The following is an 18503-nucleotide window of genomic DNA, read 5'->3' on the forward strand; positions in this document are numbered from 1 at the left end:
GCCCCCAGCGCGCCACCCTTTTTCACCTGATCGGGCGCCCATTTCCTGGTACGGAAGCGGACGCCCGAAGGCGATCTCAATCGGGCGCCTCAGGCCCGCTGACTGCTCACGGAAACCACCTCGCCGGTGAGGTAGCTGGTGTAATCGCTGGCCAGCATCGCGATGGTCGCGGCGACCTCCCACGGCTCGGCCGCGCGGCCGAAGGCCTCCCGTTCGGAAAGCTGATCCAGCAGTTCCGTCGAGCTGACCTTGTCGAGGAAGGCGTGCCTGGCGATGCTCGGCGCGACGGCGTTGATCCGCACGCCGAGTTCGGCGGCCTCGATCGCGCTGCACCTGGTCAGCGCCATCACACCCGCCTTGGCGGCCGCGTAGTGCGCCTGACCGTACTGCGCGCGCCAGCCGAGGACGCTGGCGTTGTTCACGATGACGCCGCCGTGCCCGGCCGAACGGAAGTAGGACAGCGCGGCGCGGGTGCAGCGGAACGTGCCGTTGAGCGTGATGTCCAGGACGCGGTCCCACTGCTCGTCGGTCATGTCGACGACCGGCGTCTCACCGCCGAGGCCCGCGTTGTTCACCATGATGTCGATGCGGCCGAGCGCTTCGGCGGCATCGCGGACCAGCGCGTCCACCTGCTCGGTGCTCTGCACGTCGCAGGCGATCGCGGCGACCCTGCGATCCGGGAATTCGCCCTTCAGCTCGACCTCGGTCTCGGCGAGCCGGCGCGCGTGCCAGTCGGAGACGACCACGTCGGCGCCCTCGGCGAGCAGCCTGCGCGCGGTGGCCGAGCCGATCCCGGTCCCGGCGGCCGCGGTGACGACGGCGACGCGTCCGGTCAGCAGGCCGTGCCCGGCGACGGGCTCGGGGGCGACCGAAAGGGGCCGCGCGGTCACGGCCGAGCCTCGCGCGGCAGACCGAGCACGCGCTCGGAGATGATGTTGCGCTGCACTTCGTTCGAACCTCCGTAGATGGTGTCGGCGCGGGTGAACAGATACAGCCGCTGCCATTCGTTGAGATCGTCGTCCTCGTCGGCCACCAGGCCGCGCGCGCCGAGCACGGCCATGGCCAGCTCCCCGAGGCCGCGGTGCCAATTGGCCCAGAGCAGTTTCGCCACCGACGCCTGCCCGCCGTCGTCGACGCCGGTGCCCTCCATGGTGCGCAGCGCGTGCGCGCGCAACACTCGCAGACCCACCCAGGCCCGGTCGATCCGGTCCGCGATGAGCGGGTCGTCGGCCGCGCCGATGCGGCGGGCCAGCGCTTCGATGTCGGCCAGCTCGCGCGCGAAGCGGATCTGCTGGCCGAGGGTGGAGATGCCGCGTTCGAAGGTCAGCGTGCCCATCGCGATGCGCCAGCCGTCGCCGGGCGCGCCCACGACCAGGTCGGCGGCGGTGCGGGCGTTGTCGAAGAAGACTTCGTTGAACTCCGACGTCCCGGTGAGCTGGATGATCGGACGCACCTCGATGCCCGGCTGCTTCATGGGAACCAGCAGGTAGGACAGGCCCTTGTGGCGGGACGAGCCCTTCTCGGTGCGGGCGACGACGAAGCACCAGTCGGCCACGTGGGCCAGCGAGGTCCAGATCTTCTGGCCGTTGATGGACCATTCGTCCCCGTCGAGGTGCGCGGCCGTGCTGATCGCCGCGAGGTCCGAACCCGCGCCCGGTTCCGAGTAGCCCTGGCACCACAGCTCGGTCACATTGCGGATGCCGGGCAGGAACCGGTCCTTCTGCGCCTGGGTACCGAAGGCGAGCACGGTCGGGCCGAGCAGCTCCTCACCCACGTGTGAGACCCGCGCGGGCGCGTTGGCCTTGGCGTACTCCTCGTGGAAGATCACCTGCTGGCGCACGGTGGCCTCGCGACCGCCGTACTCCTTGGGCCAGCCGAGGCAGGTCCACCCGGACGCGGCCAAGTGCCGGTCCCAGGCCAGGCGTTCGTCGAACGCCTCGTGTTCGCGGCCGGGACCGCCTAGTCCGCGCAGTTCGCGGAATTCTCCGTTGAGATTCTCGGCCAGCCATTCCCGCACTTCGGCGGAAAACCGCGCGTCCTGCGCGGCAGTGTCGGAATCTGAGGTCTGGATCGCAACCACGCCGGTAGGATAACCTACCAAGCACTTGCTTTGTAGAGTGCATGCATAAGTACTCGCGTGAACGGTGAGGAACACCCGTGACAACCCCTGCACAAACGACACCAATGGCCCTGCACGATGCCGCGCGGACCTTCGGCGCCGCCCCGGCACTGGCCGACGGCGACGTCCGTCTGGACTGGACCCAGCTACTCGGCGCGGTCCAGGAGACGGCGCGCGCGCTGATCGCGCGCGGCGTGCAGTCCGGCGACCGGGTGGCCATGTGGGCGCCGAACACTTATCACTGGGTGGTCGCCGCGCTGGCCGCGCACTACGCCGGCGCGGCCATGGTGCCGCTGAACACCCGCTACGTCGCCGACGAGGCCGCGGACGTGCTGTCCAGGGTCGACGCGAAGGCGCTGTTCATCGCGGGGACCTTCCTCGGCCGCGACCGCCTCGCGGAACTGCGTGCAGCCGCACCGGAATTGGCCATTCCCACCATCGTCGTGATCCCCGTCGAGCCCGGCGGGGAGGTGACGAGCGGCGACGAAGCCGTGCTGAACTGGTCGGATCTCCCGGTGATCGCCGAGACCATCCCGGTCGAGGACGCCGAGAAGCGCGCCGCCGCCGTGGACGCCGAGGACATCTCCGACATCCTGTTCACCTCCGGCACCACAGGTCGCAGCAAGGGCACGCTGGTCGCGCACCGGCAGGCGCTGTCGGTGGTGCGGGCATGGGCCGAGTGCGCAACGCTGAACAGCGACGACCGCTACCTCATCGTCAGCCCGTTCTTCCACAACTTCGGTTACAAGGCGGGCATCCTCGCGTGCCTTGTCACCGGCGCGACGATCATCCCGCAGGCCACCTTCGACGTGCCGCAGACGATGCGGCTGGTCGGCCAGGAGAAGATCACCGTGCTGCCCGGCCCGCCGACGATCTACCAGACGATCCTGGACTTCCCGGACCGCGACTCCTACGACCTGAGCACCCTGCGGGTGGCGGCCACCGGCGGGGCGACGGTGCCGGTCGTGCTCGTCGAGCGGATGCGGTCGGAGCTCGAATTCGCCGTCGTCCTCACGGCTTACGGCCTTTCCGAAGCCGCCGGGTTCGGCACCATGTGCCGCCCCGACGACGACGCCGAGACCATCGCGACCACCTGCGGCAGGCCGATCGCCGACTTCGAGCTGAAGCTCAGCGACGCGGGCGAGGTGCTGCTGCGCGGCCCCAACGTCATGCTCGGCTACCTGGACGATCCGAAGAGCACCGCCGAGACCATCGACGCGGACGGCTGGCTGCACACCGGCGACATCGGCACGCTCGACGAGCGCGGCTATCTCCGGATCACCGACCGGCTCAAAGACATGTACATCTCCGGCGGCTTCAACGTCTATCCGGCCGAGATCGAGCAGGCGCTGGCCCGGCTCGACGGCGTGGCCGAGTCGGCGGTGGTCGGCGTGCCCGACACCAGGATGGGCGAGGTCGGCAAGGCCTACGTGGTGCGCAAGCCCGGCTCGGCGCTGACCGAGGACCAGGTGCTCGCCCACGCCACCACCGTGCTGGCGAATTTCAAGGTGCCGCGCTTCGTCGAATTCCGCGACGAGCTGCCCTACAGCGCCGCCGGGAAAGTGCTCAAGCGTCAACTACGTGAGGAGAAGTCGTAATGCCAGACCAACCGGAGAACGGCTCGGTGCCGGACGAAGGCGAGGTCGTCACCTACGAGCGGCGCGGGCGGGTCGCCATCGTCACGATGAACCGGCCCGACTACCGCAACGCGCAGAACTCGGTGATGACCTACGCGCTCGACGCCGCCTTCCAACGAGCCGTCGAGGACGACGAGGTCGGCGTGATCGTGTTGGCGGGCAACGGCAAACACTTCAGCGCCGGGCACGACATCGGCACTCCGGGTCGCGACCACCACGTGCGCTACGAGAACAAGGCGACGCTGTGGTGGGACCACGTCGACAAGCAGGGCGGCGACCAGCGCTTCGCCAGGGAGTCCGAGGTCTACCTGGGCATGTGCCGCCGCTGGCGGGAGATGCCCAAGCCGACCATCGCCATGGTGCAGGGCGCCTGCATCGCGGGCGGGCTGATGCTGGCCTGGGTCTGTGATCTGATCGTCGCCTCCGAGGACGCGTTCTTCTCCGATCCCGTGGTGCGCATGGGCATTCCGGGTGTGGAGTACTTCGCGCACCCGTGGGTGATGGGACCGCGCGCGGCCAAGGAGTTCCTGTTCACCGGCGACCGCTTCGGCGCGGCGCAGGCCAAGGAATGGGGCATGGTCAACCGGGTGGTCCCGCGCGCCGAACTGGAGGCCGAGACCATGGCGCTGGCCGAGAAGATCGCCGCCATGCCGCGTTTCGGTCTCGCGCTCACCAAGAAGGCCGTCAACCAGGCCGAGGACCTGATGGGCATGCGCACCGGCATGGATTCGGTCTTCGGGCTGCACCACTTCGCGCACGCGCACAACGCCGAGGTCGGCGCGGACTCACTGGGCGGCATGAACGCCAAGACGATGAAGGCCAGCGCGAGCACGGCCGAACAGAACGGGACGACGTAGTGGATCTGGATCTGGACCAGGCGACACAGGAATTCCAGCGGGAGGTCCGCGAATTCCTGGCCGCCGAGAAACCCTCGACACCGCTGCCTTCGATGGACACGAAGGCCGGGTTCGAGGCGCACCGCGACTGGGAGCGCAAACTGGCCGACGCGCGGCTGTCGGTGGTCTCCTGGCCGAAGGAGTACGGCGGGCGCGACGCCTCGCTGCTGGAATGGGTGCTGTTCGAGCAGGAGTACTACGCCGCGGGCGCGCCGGGGCGGGTCAGCCAGAACGGCATCTTCCTGCTCGCGCCGACGTTGTTCGAGCACGGCACCCCCGAGCAGCTCGACCGCATCATGCCGCGCATGGCGCGCGGCGACGACATCTGGGCGCAGGCCTGGTCGGAGCCCGAGGCGGGCAGCGACCTGGCGGGCATCCGGTCGACGGCGCGGCGCACCGAGGGCGGCTGGCTGCTCAGCGGTCAGAAGACGTGGAGTTCGCGAGCGGCCTTCGCGGACTGGGCCTTCGGCCTTTTCCGCAGCGATCCGGAGGCGGAGCGGCACAAGGGACTCACCTATGTGATGTTCCCGCTCACCGCCGACGGCGTCTCGGTGCGGCCGATCCCGCAGCTGGACGGTGAGCCCGGTTTCGCCGAGATCTTCCTCGACGACGTCTTCGTGCCGGACCGCGACGTGATCGGCGCGCCGGGCGAGGGCTGGCGGGTCGCCATGAGCACCTCGAGCAACGAGCGCGGTCTCTCGCTGCGCAGCCCCGGCCGGTTCAGCGCCACCGCCCGACGACTGGTCGACCTGTGGCTGGACAGCGGCGACCGCACCAACACCGCCCAGCGCGACGCCGTTGTCGACGCGTGGATCGGCAGCGAGGCCTACCGCCTGCACACCTTCGGCACCGTCACCCGGTTGAACGAGGGCGGCAAGCTCGGCGCGGAATCCTCGATCACCAAGGTGTTCTGGTCCGAGCTCGACATCGCCATGCACGAGACCGCGCTGGACGTGCTCGGCGCGACCGGCGAACGGTCCGGGCCGTGGACCGACGGCTACCTGTTCTCGCTGTCCGGCCCGATCTACGCCGGTACCAACGAGATCCAGCGCAACATCATCGCCGAGCGAATTCTCGGCCTGCCGAGAGGGAGTAGCCGATGAGATTCGCGCTCAGTCCGGAACAGATCGATTTCGCGGCCAGCGTGCGCAAACTGCTGGACGCCGGACGCACGCCGACCGCGGTGCGCGCCTGGGCGAGCGGTGACTCGCGGCCGGGTCGCGCGCTGATTCAGCAGCTCGCCGGTTCGGGTGTGCTCGGCCTCGCGGTCGACGAGGCGCACGGCGGTGTCGGCGCGGATCCGATCGATCTCGTCGTCGCGTTCGTCGAGATCGGCCGGTCCGCGGCCCCTGGACCGCTGGTCGAGACCGCCGCCGCGATTCCCGTTCTGCTGCAATCCCTCTCGGATTCCGCGGCGGCCGAGCGCTGGCTGCCCGGGCTCGCCGAGGGCACCGCGCTGGGCACGGTCGCCTTCGCCACCCCCGGCGTAGATCCGGTCGCGCTGGACGCCGACGTCGCCGACGTGACGCTGCTCGTCGACGGCGCGCAGGTGTTCCTCGGCGAGCGCGGCGCGGCGATCCGCTCGGTGGACCCCGCACGGAAGCTGTTCGCGGTGACGGCCGCCGAGCTGGTCGCCAACGACGACCGGGTGCTGGAGGCGGGCGCGCTGGCGTTCGACACCGGTGCGCTGGCCGCCGCCGCCCAGCTGCTCGGCGCCGGTCGTGCCCTGCTGCACGCCGCAACCGAATACGCGAAGCAGCGCAAGCAGTTCGGCAAGCCGATCGGTGAATTCCAGGCCGTGAAGCAGAAACTCGCCGACGTGCTGATCGCGCTCGATCTGGCCGAGCCGCTGCTCTACCGCGCCGCGCTCACCATGGGCGAGCCGACCCGCAGCCGCGACGTGTCGGCCGCGGTGCTGGCCTGCGGCGACGCCGCGCACACCGCCGCGCGGGCCGCCTTGCAGGTGCACGGCGCGATCGGCTACACCGCCGAGTACGACCTGTCGCTGTGGCTGACCAAGGTCACCGCGCTGCGCGCCGCGTGGGGCACGCCGGACCTGCACCGCGCCAGGATTGCCCGCGCCCTGCGCGACGAGGCGGTCCGGGACCGAGCGATCAGGGGCACCGCATGAGGGAACACGAGGAATTCGCCGCCTCGGTGCGCGCGCTGCTCGCCAAACACGCGGGCCGCGACGCCGTGCGCGCCGCGATGGACACCGAACTCGGCTACGACCCGAAGCTGTGGCGGCTGCTCTGCGAGCAGATCGGTGTCGCGGCGCTCGCCGTGCCAGAGGAGTACGGCGGGTTCGGCGCCTCGTTGGTCGAATCCCTGCTGGTGGTAACCGAATTGGGCCGCACCTTGGCGGGTGTGCCGATGCTCGGTTCGGCCGTGCTCGGCGCGCAGGCCGTGCTGCTCTCCGGCGACGAGGACGCCTGCGCGCGGCTGCTGCCCGGCGTCGCGGAAGGTACGACGACGCTCGCGGTGTGCTGGGCGAGCGAGACCGGCTGGGACGTGCCCGGAGTCCGCGATGACGGCGAGAAGCTCACCGGCACAGCACATTACGTGCTCGACGGCGCGCATGCCGATACGTTGATCGTGGTCACCGCGAGCGGGTTGTTCGAGGTCGAGGCGGGCGCCGCCGGGATCACCCGGCGTCCGGTCGCGACCATGGACCCGACGCGCAAGCTCACCGAGATCGGCTTCGAGGGCATCGCCGCGCGCAAGCTCGGCACCGGCGATCCGCTCGCTGTCGCGACGAGGCTGCGGGAGATCGCGTGGGCCGCGGTGGCCGCCGAACAGGTCGGGGCGGCCGAGCAGTGCCTCGAGATGACGGTCGAGTACACCAAGTCCCGGGTGCAGTTCGGGCGCGCGATCGGCAGTTTCCAGGCGCTCAAGCACCGGATGGCCGATATGTACGTGCTGCTCGAGGCGGCCAAGTCGGCGTCGTACGCCGCCACCACCGCGGTCGCCGAGGGGCTGCCGTCGGCCGCCGAGGACGTGTGGGTCGCGCGGACGCAGTGCTCCGAGGCGCTCACCGAGATCGTGTCCGAGACCGTGCAACTGCACGGCGGCATCGCCATCACCTGGGAGCACGACGCGCACCTGTTCTTCAAGCGCGCGCACGGCGACGCCCAGCTCTTCGGCACGCCGCACCGGCCGCTGGCGCACACCTAGCGCATCCGACCCCCAAGGCCCCGGTGAGTCCTCGACTCGCCGGGGCCTTCGTGTTGCCAGGTAGCTCTGGTGCGGTTCTCTCGGCCATGCCGCAACGCTGCCCTGCCGGTCGCGGTGCGCAGCTCGGCCGAGGCACGCCGAGGGCGGTGGGCTATCTCACGGAAAATAGATAGTTAGCTTATGTAATAATATTTGGGTGCAGCATGCTCCCGAGACGACAGCCGACATCGTGGTCGATCTCCTCGTCACCGCGGGCAGGCTGACCCGGCTGGCCGGGGTGATCGGCGACGACGATCTGCCGCGAGCCGCGCTGCGGGCCCTTGCCGTCCTCGACGAGCACGGCGCGGTGCGGGTCAGCGAATTCGCCAGGATCGATCGATGCTCCCAACCGGCGGCAACGGCGCTGCTCGGCAGGCTCGTCGAGGACGGATTCGCGACGAGGACCAAGGACCCCGAGGACTCGAGGGCGGTCGTCGTCGACCTCACCCCGGCCGGACGCGAGCGACTGGCCCGAGCCCGTGCCGCTTACGGCACGGCCATGGCCTCTCGGCTCGCCGATTTCGACGTCGAACGACTCGCGCGAATGGAAACCGATCTGAACGAACTGCTGGAAGCGCTGAAAAAGGCCGCTCCCCAGCACGATCCGTCGAGGGAACACCGATGAGCACCGTAATCACCCGCGCCGGCACCGGAGCGCCGGCATCGACCAGACAGCCGAAAGCGGTCTGGGCGGTCGCCTTCGCCAGCGTCATCGCCTTCATGGGCATCGGCCTGGTCGACCCGATCCTCAAGCCGATCGGCGAGCAACTGCACGCCTCGCCGTCGCAGGTCTCGCTGCTGTTCACCAGCTACATGCTGGTGACGGGCATTGCGATGCTGATAACGGGCGTCGTGTCCAGCCGCTTCGGCGCGAAGAAGACGTTGCTCGCGGGCTTGGCCATCATCGTGGTCTTCGCGACGCTGGCGGGCATGTCCGGCACCGTCGGGGAGATCGTCGGCTTCCGCGCGGGCTGGGGTCTTGGCAACGCGCTGTTCATCGCGACCGCGCTGGCCACCATCGTCGGCGCGGCGAGCGGCGGCGTCGCGCGCGCCATCATCCTGTACGAGGCGGCGCTCGGCATCGGCATCGCGACCGGCCCGCTGGTCGGCGGCGTACTGGGCGGAATCAGTTGGCGCGGACCGTTCTTCGGCGTCTCGGTGCTGATGGCGATCGCGTTCGTCTGCATCGTCGTGCTGCTGCCCGAGGGCCCCAAGCCCGAGCACCGCACCTCGCTGGCCGCGCCGTTCCAGGCGCTGCGCCACCGCGGGCTGCTCACCGTCAGCATCACCGCGCTGCTCTACAACTTCGGCTTCTTCACCCTGCTCGCCTACACGCCGTTCCCGCTGGACATGGGCACTTACGCGATCGGGTTCATCTTCTGCGGCTGGGGCATTCTGCTCGCGCTCGCTTCGGTCTTGCTGGCGCCCGGTTTGCAGCGCCGGTTCGGGACGCTGCCGATGATGGGTCTCGCGCTCGGGTTGTTCGCCGCGGACCTGGCGGTGATGGCGCTGTTCGCGGAGAACAAGACGGTGTTGATCGTCGGCACGGTGCTCGCCGGCCTGTTCCTCGGCGTGAACAACACCCTCATCACCGAGGCCGTGATGATCTCCGCGCCGGTGGAGCGTTCCACCGCGTCGGCCGCCTACAGCTTCGTTCGGTTCGCGGGCGGCGCCGCCGCGCCGTGGTTGGCGGGCAAGCTCGGCGAGCACAGCATCGCGCTGCCGTTCTGGGTGGGCGCCGCGTGCACCGCGGCCGCCGTGCTGGTGCTCGTCGTCGGACGCGCCGCGCTCGCCCACATCGACGAGCACGATCCCGCGCCGCACTCGATCGAAGAGGCGCAGGCGATCACCGTCGGCGACTGAGATTTCGGCGTCGAACGGGCCCCTGCGGCGGGGCCCGTTCGGCCTGCGGAACATGTCACCCGTTCGGCGTACCGTCGAGAGGTATGACCGAAGAGCAGCGAGGCCGCGTCAAGGTCGCGACCAGCCAGAAGCGAGTCCGGGCTTATCTCGGCGGGCACCTGGTGGCCGATACGGACCGCCCGGTGCTGGTATGGGAGATCCCCTACTACCCGACCTACTACATTCCCGTCGCCGACGTGCACGCCAAACTCGAGCCGAACGGCGAGACCACCCACTCCCCCAGCCGTGGCGAGGCCACGATCTACGACGTGATCGTCGACGGCGTCACCGCGCCGGGCGGTGCGCTGCGCTACCACGATTCCCCGCTACCGGAACTGAACGAGCTGGTCCGGCTGGACTGGGACGCCATGGGCGAGTGGTTCGAGGAGGACGAGCCGGTGTACGTCCACCCGCGCGACCCGTATTCGCGCGTCGACATCCTCGCCAGCTCCCGGCACATCCGGGTCGAGATCGGCGGCGTCGTCGTCGCGGACTCCCACAGCCCGCGCATCCTCTTCGAAACCGGCCTTCCCGCACGCTATTACCTCCCTCTCACCGACGTGCGCTTGGACCTCCTGCAGCCCTCCGACACCCACTCCCGCTGCCCCTACAAGGGCACCGCCGACTACTGGACCGTCCGCATCGGCGACAAGGAATACCCCGACATCGCCTGGATCTACCGCACGCCGCTCCCCGAGAGCCAGAAGATCGCGGGCCTGGCCTGCTTCTACAACGAGAAGGTGGACGTCTGGATCGACGGCGTCCTCGAAGAACGCCCCCGCTCCCCCTTCAGCTGAACTCGGCGACGTGGTTGACTTCGGTCCATGCTGGTCGGTACGCACGAGGTCGAGGTTTTCGAAAATGCCAGGGCGCGTTTGGAAGCGATCGCGTACCGCCTGCTGGGTTCGGCGAGCGACGCCGAGGACGCGGTGCAGGATACGTTTCTGCGCTGGCAGGTCGCCGACCGCGAATTCGTCGAGACGCCGGACGCGTGGCTGACGAAGGTGCTCACCAACATCTGCCTCAACCGGCTCACCTCCGCGCGGGCGAAGCGGGAGACCTACGTGGGCCAGTGGCTACCCGAACCGGTCTTCGCCTCGGACCGCATGCTCGGGCCTGCCGACACCGTCGAGCAGCGGGAATCGGTCTCGATCGCGATGCTCACGCTGATGGAGCGACTGTCGGCCAAGGAACGCGTGGTGTACGTGCTGCGCGAGGCGTTCGGGTACTCGCACGGCGAGATCGCCGAGGTACTCGACCTGTCCGAGTCGAACTGTCAGCAGATCTACCGACGGGCCAAGCAACATGTGGCCACCGACCGGACTCGCGTTGCGGTCGACGAGGCCGCCGCCCGCAAGATCGTCGAGGAGTTCCTCGCCGCGGCACTGAGCGGCAACACCGACTCGCTGGTACGGCTGCTGACCGACGACACCATCAGCGTCGGCGATGGCGGCGGCGTTGTCGTGTCGCTGCCGGAGCCGATCACGGGCGCACTGCGGGTCGCGCGATTCCTGCGCCGCCTTTTCGAACCCTCCGCCGACAAGTGGGCGATGATCGGCGGTCGTGCCGACATGTTCGCCGCGCTGGTCAATGGCGTGCCCGCGGTGGTGATCGTGGTCGGCGATCGGGTCGTCGGCGTGATCGCCCTCGAGGTGACCACCGAGGGGATCGCGGCCATTCACACCCAGGGCAACCCGGCCAAGCTCGAACGCGCCACACGCCACTGGGTCGCCTCCGAGCACGGGGAACCCCTCGTCGAGAATTGGTGAGCTAGATCACATCTCACTTCTGTCAGGGTTCGGGCCGCTGTCCGGTTCAGGTAGCGAACACCACCCAGACAGGAGTGAGATCATGACCCACCGCATCGTCGTTCTCGGGGCCGGATACGCCGGAGCCACGCCGCCGGTCGCCTTGCCAAGCGACTGCACCCCGCCGACACCGAGATCACCCTCGTCAACGCCGATCCGGAGTTCGTCGAGCGGGTCAGGATGCATCAGCTGGCGACCGGTCAGGACCTGAAGCGCCGCCTGCTGACCGACGTTTTCGCCGGCACGGGCGTGCGAGTTCGGCTGGCGCGGGTGACCGCCGTCGACGCCGAACGCAAGATCGTCGATGTCGTCGACGCCGACGGCCCGAGCGAGATCGCCTACGACACCCTCGTCTACGCCCTCGGCAGCGCCGTCAACGACTTCGGCGTTCCCGGCGTGGCCGAGCACGCCTACGACCTGGCGGGCAAGCAGTCCGCGCAGCGGCTGCGGGACCGCCTGGCCGAGCTCGCCGCCGGCGCGTCCGTGCTGGTCGTCGGCGGTGGCCTCACCGGCATCGAAGCGGTCACCGAGATCGCCGAAGCCCGCCCGGACCTCGAGGTCGCACTCGCGGCCCGCGGCGTCCTCGGCGACTGGCTGAGCGAGAAGGCCCAGCGGCACCTGCGCAAGGCCTTCGACCGGCTCGGCATCACCGTGCACGAGCACACCGACATCGCGGGCGTTCAGGCGACCGGCGCGCGCACCGCCGACGGCCGCACGATCCCGGCCCAGGTCACGGTGTGGACGGCCGGTTTCGCCGTGCATCCCCTCGCCGCGGCCACGACCCTGCGGGTTTCCGAGACCGGGCAGATCGTCGTCGACGACACGATGCGGTCGGTCTCGCACCCCGACGTATACGCCATCGGCGACGCCGCATTCGCGCCCGGGGCGAGCGGCGATCCGCTGCGCATGTCCTGCGCCTCGGGAGTCCCGACGGCCTACCAGGCGGCCGACGCCATCGCCGCACGTCTCACCGGCCGCGAGGTCCCCCGCAACTCGATCGGCTACACCGGTCAGTGCATCAGCCTCGGCCGCCGCGACGCCATCGTGCAGTGGGTCACCCCCGACGATCAGCCCAAGCCGTCCGCCCTCACCGGCACAGCGGCCGCACGCCTCAAGGAACTGATCTGCAAGTCCGCGGCCTGGAGCATCTCGCATCCGACGTCGATGCTCCCGTCGCGCCGCCGCCGCATCACCGGGGCTCCGAAGACCACCGTGACCACCGCGTGATCTTCGATCGGCATACCGAACTGGACGAGTTCCTCCGATCGCGGCGCGCCAGGCTCCGCCCGGAGGAATTCGGCCTGACCTCCCACAGACGGCAGCGCCGGACACGGCGCGCCCGTCTGCCCCTGCTACTGCCCAAGCTGTACTGATCGAGGAACTGTCGGCCGCAAGCCAAGAGTGCCGCGAGATCTGGGCCGAGCACGACATCATGGCCCCGGCGCACGGTAGCCACCGATACCGGCATCCGCTGGTCGGCGAGATCGAATCGACCTACGAAACGCCCCGGCTGCCACACCATCCCGACCTTTTCCTGGTCGTCCACAGCGCGGTGGAGGGATCTCCCGCCGAGAAAGCACTCGCATTTTGAGGCAGTCCTCGGGCTGGGGTCCGTGCGCCGCGAGGTCGAGGACTCCCTGCGGTGGCTGAGGGCCGACCACATCGCCTGTATCAGATGCACTATCCCGACACCGGCGAATCGCTGGAGTAGGCCGGCGGCGGCTTCGGCGCCGTGTCGCCCAACGCCACCCCGCTGGTGCCGTTCTCGGCGACCAACCGGTCGTCCGCCGCTGAGTTCGCCTGGGCGCGCATGAGACCGGTGTGATCGTGTACTCGCCACTGCAATCCGGCCTGCTCGCCGGAAAGTTCGTCCGCTGAGCGTGTGGCCGGTCTGCCCACCGAGGATCGGTGCAAGGGCCCACCACTACTTCACGACCGACCCGACCGCCAATCTGCGGCCCGCCGAGGCACTGCGGCCGATCGCGCAACGCCATGAGCGCACCGTGGCCGAGGTGGCTATCGCCTGAGCGCTCGCTTGGCCCGGCGTCTCCGGGGCGATCGTGGGCGCGCGCAAGGCTGCCCAGGTGGACGGCTGGATCGGCGCGGGAGCCTTCGAGCTGACCCCTGCCGACATCGGGGAGATCGCCACCGCCATCACCGGTTCGGCGCGGGCAGCGTTCCCGTTCGCGTCGTGTCGGCCTGAACCCCTTCGTCGCAGGCATTTCGACGCGCCGCATCAACCGCTTCGCAGCGGGAGCGGGTGGCGCGGGCGGAGCTGAGACGGTTCAGCCCGGACGTCCAGCGGGCCGAGGAACCCAGTGGTTCCTCGGCCCAGGACTTCGGATCGTCATGCGGTCTTACGGGTGGCGCGTCCGCCCTTCGACAGCTGCACCGGAAGTTTCACGTAGCGGCTCAGTTTGGCGGCCACCGGCGGGGTGCCGCTGACCTGCTCCTTGTAGACGACCGCGGCTTTGCCCTTCAGGTACCACCGATTCGGGGTGTCGTCGGCGTTGGTGAACTGGATGACCGCGTCCTTGCGGCCCAGGCTCACCGGCTGGTGGAAGTAGCCGAATCGCAAGGGCTTCACGGTCTTTCCGCGCACCAGCCGGGCGATGACCGCGGCGGTGTAGTCGGCGGTGACGACGCCGCTCTGGCAGGTGCCGTGCAGCTGTCCCCAGGCCTGCCGCACCAGGGCGGCGTCGCCGATGGCGTGGATCTCCGGGTGCGACACCGAGCGCAGGGTGGGGTCGGTGATGATGAGACCCTTTGCGTCGGTGGCGATTCCGGCCTGGGCGGCGAGCGGCGATACGCGCACGCCGGTGGTCCACAGGATCAGGTCCGAGGCGACGAGTTCGCCGGTGTCCAACCGCACGGCGTCGGGCAGCACCTTGGTGACCTTCACCCCGACCGTGCGCACAACACCGAGCCGGTCCAGGACACGGTTCAGATAGGCGCGAGCCTTCTCGCCCATCATGGAGCCGGGTTCGGCGGCGCTGACGAGCTCGACGGTCAGACCTGGATGCGCCTCGGCGATTTCGGCGGCTGCCTCGATCCCGGTGAGCCCGCCACCGCAGACGGTGACCGTGCCGCCCGCGGCGGCGATCTCGGGCAGCCGCCGCGAGAAGTGGTGCGCCAGAAGGGGATCGTTCAGTGTCCAGGCGTGTTCCGCCGCGCCCGGAACGGTGCTCGTGTCGGTGGTGCTGCCGAGTGCGTAGACCAGCCGGTCGTAGTGCAGGACCGCGCCGTCGTCGAGGGTGACGGCGCGGGCGGCGGTATCGATCGCCGTGGCGGCGGCCCGGTGGAATTCCACCCCGGTGCCCGCGAGCAGCTCCGGGATCTGGAAGTCGGTCAGTTCCTGACCCGCGGCGACCTGGTGCATCCGCAGCCGCTCGACGAAGCGCGGCGAGGGGTTCACCAGGGTGATGCGGGTGTTCAGCTTGCGGGTGTAGCGGGCCAGCCGAGCCGTGGCGATCAGGCCGGTGTAGCCGGCGCCGAGGACAACGATCTCGTGGGTGTTGTTGGTGCTCATCGCGTGCTCCCTGCGGGGCTCGTTCGTTGGGGTCGGCTATGGGACAAGGCAGCCCCGAAGAACGTGACGATCCGCCGCTGTGATTCGCGCCACAGGCAGATCACCGCCCGGCAGGTGTAGCCTCTTTCATTGAATGAACGTTTAGTCAATCAGGTGGGTCACATGGGCAGCAGGCGAGAGCAGGCCGAATGGCGACGCGAGCGGTTGCTGGACGCGGCATTGGACGCGTTCGCCGCGAAAGGAATCGATGGGACCTCGGTCAAGGACATCGCGGCCGCGGCGGAGGTGACACCGGGCCTGCTGTATCACTACTTCGCGAGCAAGCAGGATCTGGTGATCGCCTTGCTGCGAGAACGGGGTTTCTCGCAGCAGTTGCGCGAATCGCTGGCGCAGGCGGGAGGGCGTTCGGCGGTCGAGGTCGTTCCGCAGGTGATGCGGAAGTTCGACACCCTGCTCGCCGATAACGCCAAGCTGGTCGCACTGTTCCTCGCCGCCGGTCGTTCACATCAGCCGGTGCGGACCGCGTTCGCGGAGTTCCTCACCGAGGGACAGTCGGCGCTGGCGGAATATCTGCGTTCACGAGTCGAGGCCGGCGAATTGCGCGCACACGATCCGCGCACGATCGCCACCGCTCTGTTCGCACCTCTTGCCGTCGCGCACAGCTCCGGCCTCGTCATCGACGTCGAAGAACTGGCCGGCCTCGTGCTGCACGGGCTTGTTCGATCCGATGCCGATACGCCCACGGAAGGGAACGAAGACAATGCAGGTTCGTGAATTGCGCGTGCAGTGCTGTGTCGTCGGCGGCGGACCTGCCGGGTTGATGCTCGGCACCCTGCTCGCTCGGCAAGGGGTCGAGGTCGCGGTGCTGGAGAAGCACGCCGACTTCCTCCGGGATTTCCGCGGCGACACGATCCACCCCTCGACGCAGGAACTCATCCACGAACTGGGCTGGCTCGAGGAGTTCCACCGGCTTCCGCACACCAAGATGGACCGGGTCACCGTCGCGGTCGGCGGCACTCCGGTGACGTTCGCCGACTTCCGGAAACTGCCGGTTCGCAGTCCCTACATCGCCTTCATGCCGCAGTGGGAGTTCCTCGACTTCCTGGCGACCAAGGCCGCGGGCTTCCCCGGTTTCACACTGTTGCGGCGCACCGAAGCCAGCGATCTGCTCATCGACGAGGGTCGCGTCGTCGGCGTCCGGGCGAACACGGAGACCGAGATCATCGAGATCCGCGCCGACCTCGTCGTCGCCGCGGATGGCCGGCACTCGCGCCTGCGCGACCGAGCGGGCCTGCGCGCCGTCGCGGGTTCACCGCCCATGGACGTGCTGTGGTTCCGGTTGTCCCGCAGAGCCACCGATCACGTGGAATTCTTCCAAGGCGGCAAAGGAGCATTGGTCGCCATCGACCGGGGCGACTACTGGCAGATCGCCTACACCATTCCCACGAATACCTACCCCGAACTCCGGGCGCTCGGAATCGGCGAGTTGCGGCACCGAATCAGCGCACTCGCGCCCGCGTTGGCGGACCGGGTAGACGAACTCGGCACCTGGGACGATGTCCATCAACTCACCGTCCGGGTCGACCGACTCGACACCTGGCACCGCCCCGGCCTGCTGTGCATCGGCGACGCGGCACACGCCATGTCCCCAGCAGGCGGGGTCGGAATCAACCTGGCCATCCAGGACGCGGTCGCGACCGCGAACATCCTCGGCCCGAAACTACTGGGCCACAGCCTGTCCGACGACGATCTCGCCGGCGTCCAAGCTCGCCGCGAGCTACCGGTGAAACTCACCCAACTGTTCCAGCTGGCCATCCTTCGCGACCTCTACCCCAAGAGTCTCGGCGACGACACCACAGCCCATGTGCCCCCGATCTTCCGAGTGTTCCGAGCACTACCGATTCTGCGCCGCGCCACCGGACGATTCATCGGACTCGGCATCCGTCCCGAACATATCGCCGACAAAGTGGAGCCGTGATGGAGTCGGTGCTGGAGGAGATCCGACGGTTTCTTCCGCTCGGTATCACCGCCGTTGAAGCAGATACTGATGGTATTTGCCTTCAGGGGGATCGTTGGCGACTGCGCATCAATACGAGCTGGCGGGTGACCGAAGGCGCCGAGATCATCGTTTCACCGGGTCTTGCGAGGGAGGGATCGTCACACTACGGCCTGGAAGATCTCATAGGCGATGAAGTGGTCGACGTCGGTCTCCAAGGCGTTCGATTCGCACGGGACTTGTACGTGGTAACCCGCGAAGGACGAATCCTAAAAATCTTCAGCGACTTCCCATACGGTGAGTGGCTCTTATCGGTCTCGCGTCTGGGTGATGAACGGAGAATCCCGATCTTCGATCTCGAAGGCCCGGTTTCCGACGTTACCTAGACGTCGCGCCGGCGATGCCGAGCCCGAACAAGTCGCAGGCGCGTCGAACGTCACCACCGGTGGCGTGCGGCTCGTCGAGGAAATTCACACCGCGATCACCGCGGGCTGGGTTGGGTTGCGGCGGTAGTGGCCTGGGGCCTGGCCGTATTCGCGTTTGAAGGCCTTGGCGAAGGCGAATTCGGAGGTGTAGCCGACTTTTCGGGCGATGGTGTGCAGGGGGGCGTCGGTGTCGCGGAGAAGGCGGGCGGCGGTGAGGAGGCGCCAGCGGGTGACGTAGGAGAGCGGGGGTTCGCCGACGGTGGCGGTGAAGCGGCGGGCCAGGGTGGCGCGGGAGACGCCGGCGATGTCGCTGAGGTCGGGGACGGTCCAGGCACGAGCCGGGTCTTCGTGGACGGCGCGCAGGGCGGCGGCGACGGCGGGGTCGGCGAACGCGCCGGCCCAGCCGGTGGGGTGGGCGTCGGCCTGTTCGTCGAACCAGGCGCGCAGGATGAACAGCAGCATGGTCTCCAGCAGCGCGGGCACCGCGGCGTCGCTGCCCTGGCTCGGTTCGGCGATCTCGGCGGCAAGCAGATCCACCGCACCGCGCAGCGCGGGATGACGGCCGGGGCGGGCGGGCAGGTGGATGAACTCCGGCAGTTCGTCGAGCAGCGGGTGGGAGCGCGCTCGACCCAGTTCGTATGCGCCGCAGAGTAGTTCGGTGCGCACCCCGGGCCCGACGATCTCCCGCGGCTCACCGGGCCGGGCGGTTTCGGTCACCGCGCTCTCGAGGTTGTCGACCAGGTCGTGATCGGCGCCGCGCGGCATGAAAAGCACATCGCCGACTCCGAGCGCGATCGGCTCACCTTCCGGCGGAACGACCCAGCAAGATCCGCGCAGCACGACGTGGAACCCCGCTCCGGGCACGACCGGATAGCGGCGACCCCACGGCGCGTGCCTGATGAACAAGCCGGACGCCGGATTGCCGGTGCGAATGGCCGCTATGGTCTCGCTGAGTATGTCCACGACAGCAACCATACG

Annotated in this window: 18 protein-coding genes; 14 read left to right on the plus strand and 4 right to left on the minus strand. The window is 69.0% G+C overall.

Annotated features, from left to right (window positions below; all coding sequences use genetic code 11):
- Nucleotides 1-89 precede the first annotated feature (89 nt).
- Together FB390_RS03255 and FB390_RS03260 are read right to left on the minus strand one after the other, a co-directional pair.
- On the minus strand, nucleotides 90-890 hold the full coding sequence (locus FB390_RS03255; protein WP_141807607.1) for an SDR family oxidoreductase: 801 nt from the start codon (nucleotides 888-890) through the stop codon (nucleotides 90-92).
- A complete protein-coding gene (locus FB390_RS03260; protein WP_141807608.1) occupies nucleotides 887-2080 on the minus strand; it encodes an acyl-CoA dehydrogenase family protein in 1194 nt (397 codons plus the stop codon). Before FB390_RS03260 ends, FB390_RS03255 begins: the two co-directional genes overlap by 4 nt.
- 77 nt (nucleotides 2081-2157) lie before the next feature.
- Between FB390_RS03260 and FB390_RS03265 the strand changes: the two genes are divergently transcribed.
- The 11 genes from FB390_RS03265 to FB390_RS34810 all read left to right on the plus strand — a co-directional run bounded on the left by FB390_RS03265 (nucleotide 2158) and on the right by FB390_RS34810 (nucleotide 13166).
- Entirely contained in the window at nucleotides 2158-3717 is a 1560-nt protein-coding gene (locus FB390_RS03265; protein ID WP_425465840.1) for a FadD3 family acyl-CoA ligase, read from the plus strand.
- Nucleotides 3717-4613: an enoyl-CoA hydratase gene (locus FB390_RS03270; RefSeq protein ID WP_141807610.1), complete on the plus strand. Its 897-nt coding sequence runs from the start codon at nucleotides 3717-3719 to the stop codon at nucleotides 4611-4613. The genes FB390_RS03265 and FB390_RS03270 overlap by 1 nt, the downstream gene beginning before the upstream one ends.
- Nucleotides 4613-5755: an acyl-CoA dehydrogenase family protein gene (locus FB390_RS03275; RefSeq protein WP_141807611.1), complete on the plus strand. Its 1143-nt coding sequence runs from the start codon at nucleotides 4613-4615 to the stop codon at nucleotides 5753-5755. The genes FB390_RS03270 and FB390_RS03275 overlap by 1 nt, the downstream gene beginning before the upstream one ends.
- Entirely contained in the window at nucleotides 5752-6783 is a 1032-nt protein-coding gene (locus FB390_RS03280) for an acyl-CoA dehydrogenase family protein (protein WP_141807612.1), read from the plus strand. Before FB390_RS03275 ends, FB390_RS03280 begins: the two co-directional genes overlap by 4 nt.
- On the plus strand, nucleotides 6780-7826 hold the full coding sequence (locus tag FB390_RS03285) for an acyl-CoA dehydrogenase family protein (protein WP_141807613.1): 1047 nt from the start codon (nucleotides 6780-6782) through the stop codon (nucleotides 7824-7826). Before FB390_RS03280 ends, FB390_RS03285 begins: the two co-directional genes overlap by 4 nt.
- Nucleotides 7827-8022: 196 nt before the next feature.
- Nucleotides 8023-8490, plus strand: a complete 468-nt coding sequence (locus FB390_RS03290) for a MarR family winged helix-turn-helix transcriptional regulator (RefSeq protein WP_141807614.1) — start codon at nucleotides 8023-8025, stop codon at nucleotides 8488-8490.
- On the plus strand, nucleotides 8487-9728 hold the full coding sequence (locus tag FB390_RS03295; RefSeq protein WP_141807615.1) for an MFS transporter: 1242 nt from the start codon (nucleotides 8487-8489) through the stop codon (nucleotides 9726-9728). The genes FB390_RS03290 and FB390_RS03295 overlap by 4 nt, the downstream gene beginning before the upstream one ends.
- 83 nt (nucleotides 9729-9811) lie before the next feature.
- Nucleotides 9812-10564 (plus strand): DUF427 domain-containing protein, encoded by a 753-nt coding sequence (locus tag FB390_RS03300; protein ID WP_141807616.1) that lies wholly within the window; start codon nucleotides 9812-9814, stop codon nucleotides 10562-10564.
- A 27-nt stretch (nucleotides 10565-10591) separates the two neighbouring features.
- A complete protein-coding gene (sigJ, locus tag FB390_RS03305) occupies nucleotides 10592-11536 on the plus strand; it encodes an RNA polymerase sigma factor SigJ (RefSeq protein ID WP_141807617.1) in 945 nt (314 codons plus the stop codon).
- Nucleotides 11537-11710: 174 nt separating this feature from the next.
- On the plus strand, nucleotides 11711-12802 hold the full coding sequence (locus FB390_RS03310; RefSeq protein WP_246124226.1) for an NAD(P)/FAD-dependent oxidoreductase: 1092 nt from the start codon (nucleotides 11711-11713) through the stop codon (nucleotides 12800-12802).
- Nucleotides 12803-12947: 145 nt separating this feature from the next.
- Nucleotides 12948-13166: an MmyB family transcriptional regulator gene (locus FB390_RS34810; RefSeq protein ID WP_425465892.1), complete on the plus strand. Its 219-nt coding sequence runs from the start codon at nucleotides 12948-12950 to the stop codon at nucleotides 13164-13166.
- Between the two features lie 756 nt (nucleotides 13167-13922).
- Here FB390_RS34810 and FB390_RS03315 read toward each other — a convergent pair.
- Nucleotides 13923-15104, minus strand: coding sequence for an NAD(P)/FAD-dependent oxidoreductase (locus FB390_RS03315; protein ID WP_141807618.1), 1182 nt, complete (start codon nucleotides 15102-15104; stop codon nucleotides 13923-13925).
- A gap of 162 nt (nucleotides 15105-15266) precedes the next feature.
- On the opposite strand from FB390_RS03315, the gene FB390_RS03320 reads away from it, so the two are divergent.
- Genes FB390_RS03320 through FB390_RS03330 form a run of 3 tightly spaced genes read left to right on the plus strand, consistent with a single transcriptional unit; the run spans nucleotide 15267 to nucleotide 17486 of the window.
- Entirely contained in the window at nucleotides 15267-15878 is a 612-nt protein-coding gene (locus FB390_RS03320) for a TetR/AcrR family transcriptional regulator (protein ID WP_141807619.1), read from the plus strand.
- A complete protein-coding gene (locus tag FB390_RS03325) occupies nucleotides 15865-17082 on the plus strand; it encodes an FAD-dependent oxidoreductase (protein WP_141807620.1) in 1218 nt (405 codons plus the stop codon). Before FB390_RS03320 ends, FB390_RS03325 begins: the two co-directional genes overlap by 14 nt.
- Entirely contained in the window at nucleotides 17082-17486 is a 405-nt protein-coding gene (locus FB390_RS03330) for a hypothetical protein (protein ID WP_141807621.1), read from the plus strand. Before FB390_RS03325 ends, FB390_RS03330 begins: the two co-directional genes overlap by 1 nt.
- An 84-nt stretch (nucleotides 17487-17570) precedes the next feature.
- Here FB390_RS03330 and FB390_RS03335 read toward each other — a convergent pair whose 3' ends face one another.
- Nucleotides 17571-18488 (minus strand): AraC family transcriptional regulator, encoded by a 918-nt coding sequence (locus tag FB390_RS03335; RefSeq protein ID WP_141807622.1) that lies wholly within the window; start codon nucleotides 18486-18488, stop codon nucleotides 17571-17573.
- Between the last annotated feature and the right edge of the window lie 15 nt (nucleotides 18489-18503).

This window comes from Nocardia bhagyanarayanae, assembly GCF_006716565.1.
In the GTDB taxonomy this organism is placed as follows: domain Bacteria; phylum Actinomycetota; class Actinomycetes; order Mycobacteriales; family Mycobacteriaceae; genus Nocardia; species Nocardia bhagyanarayanae.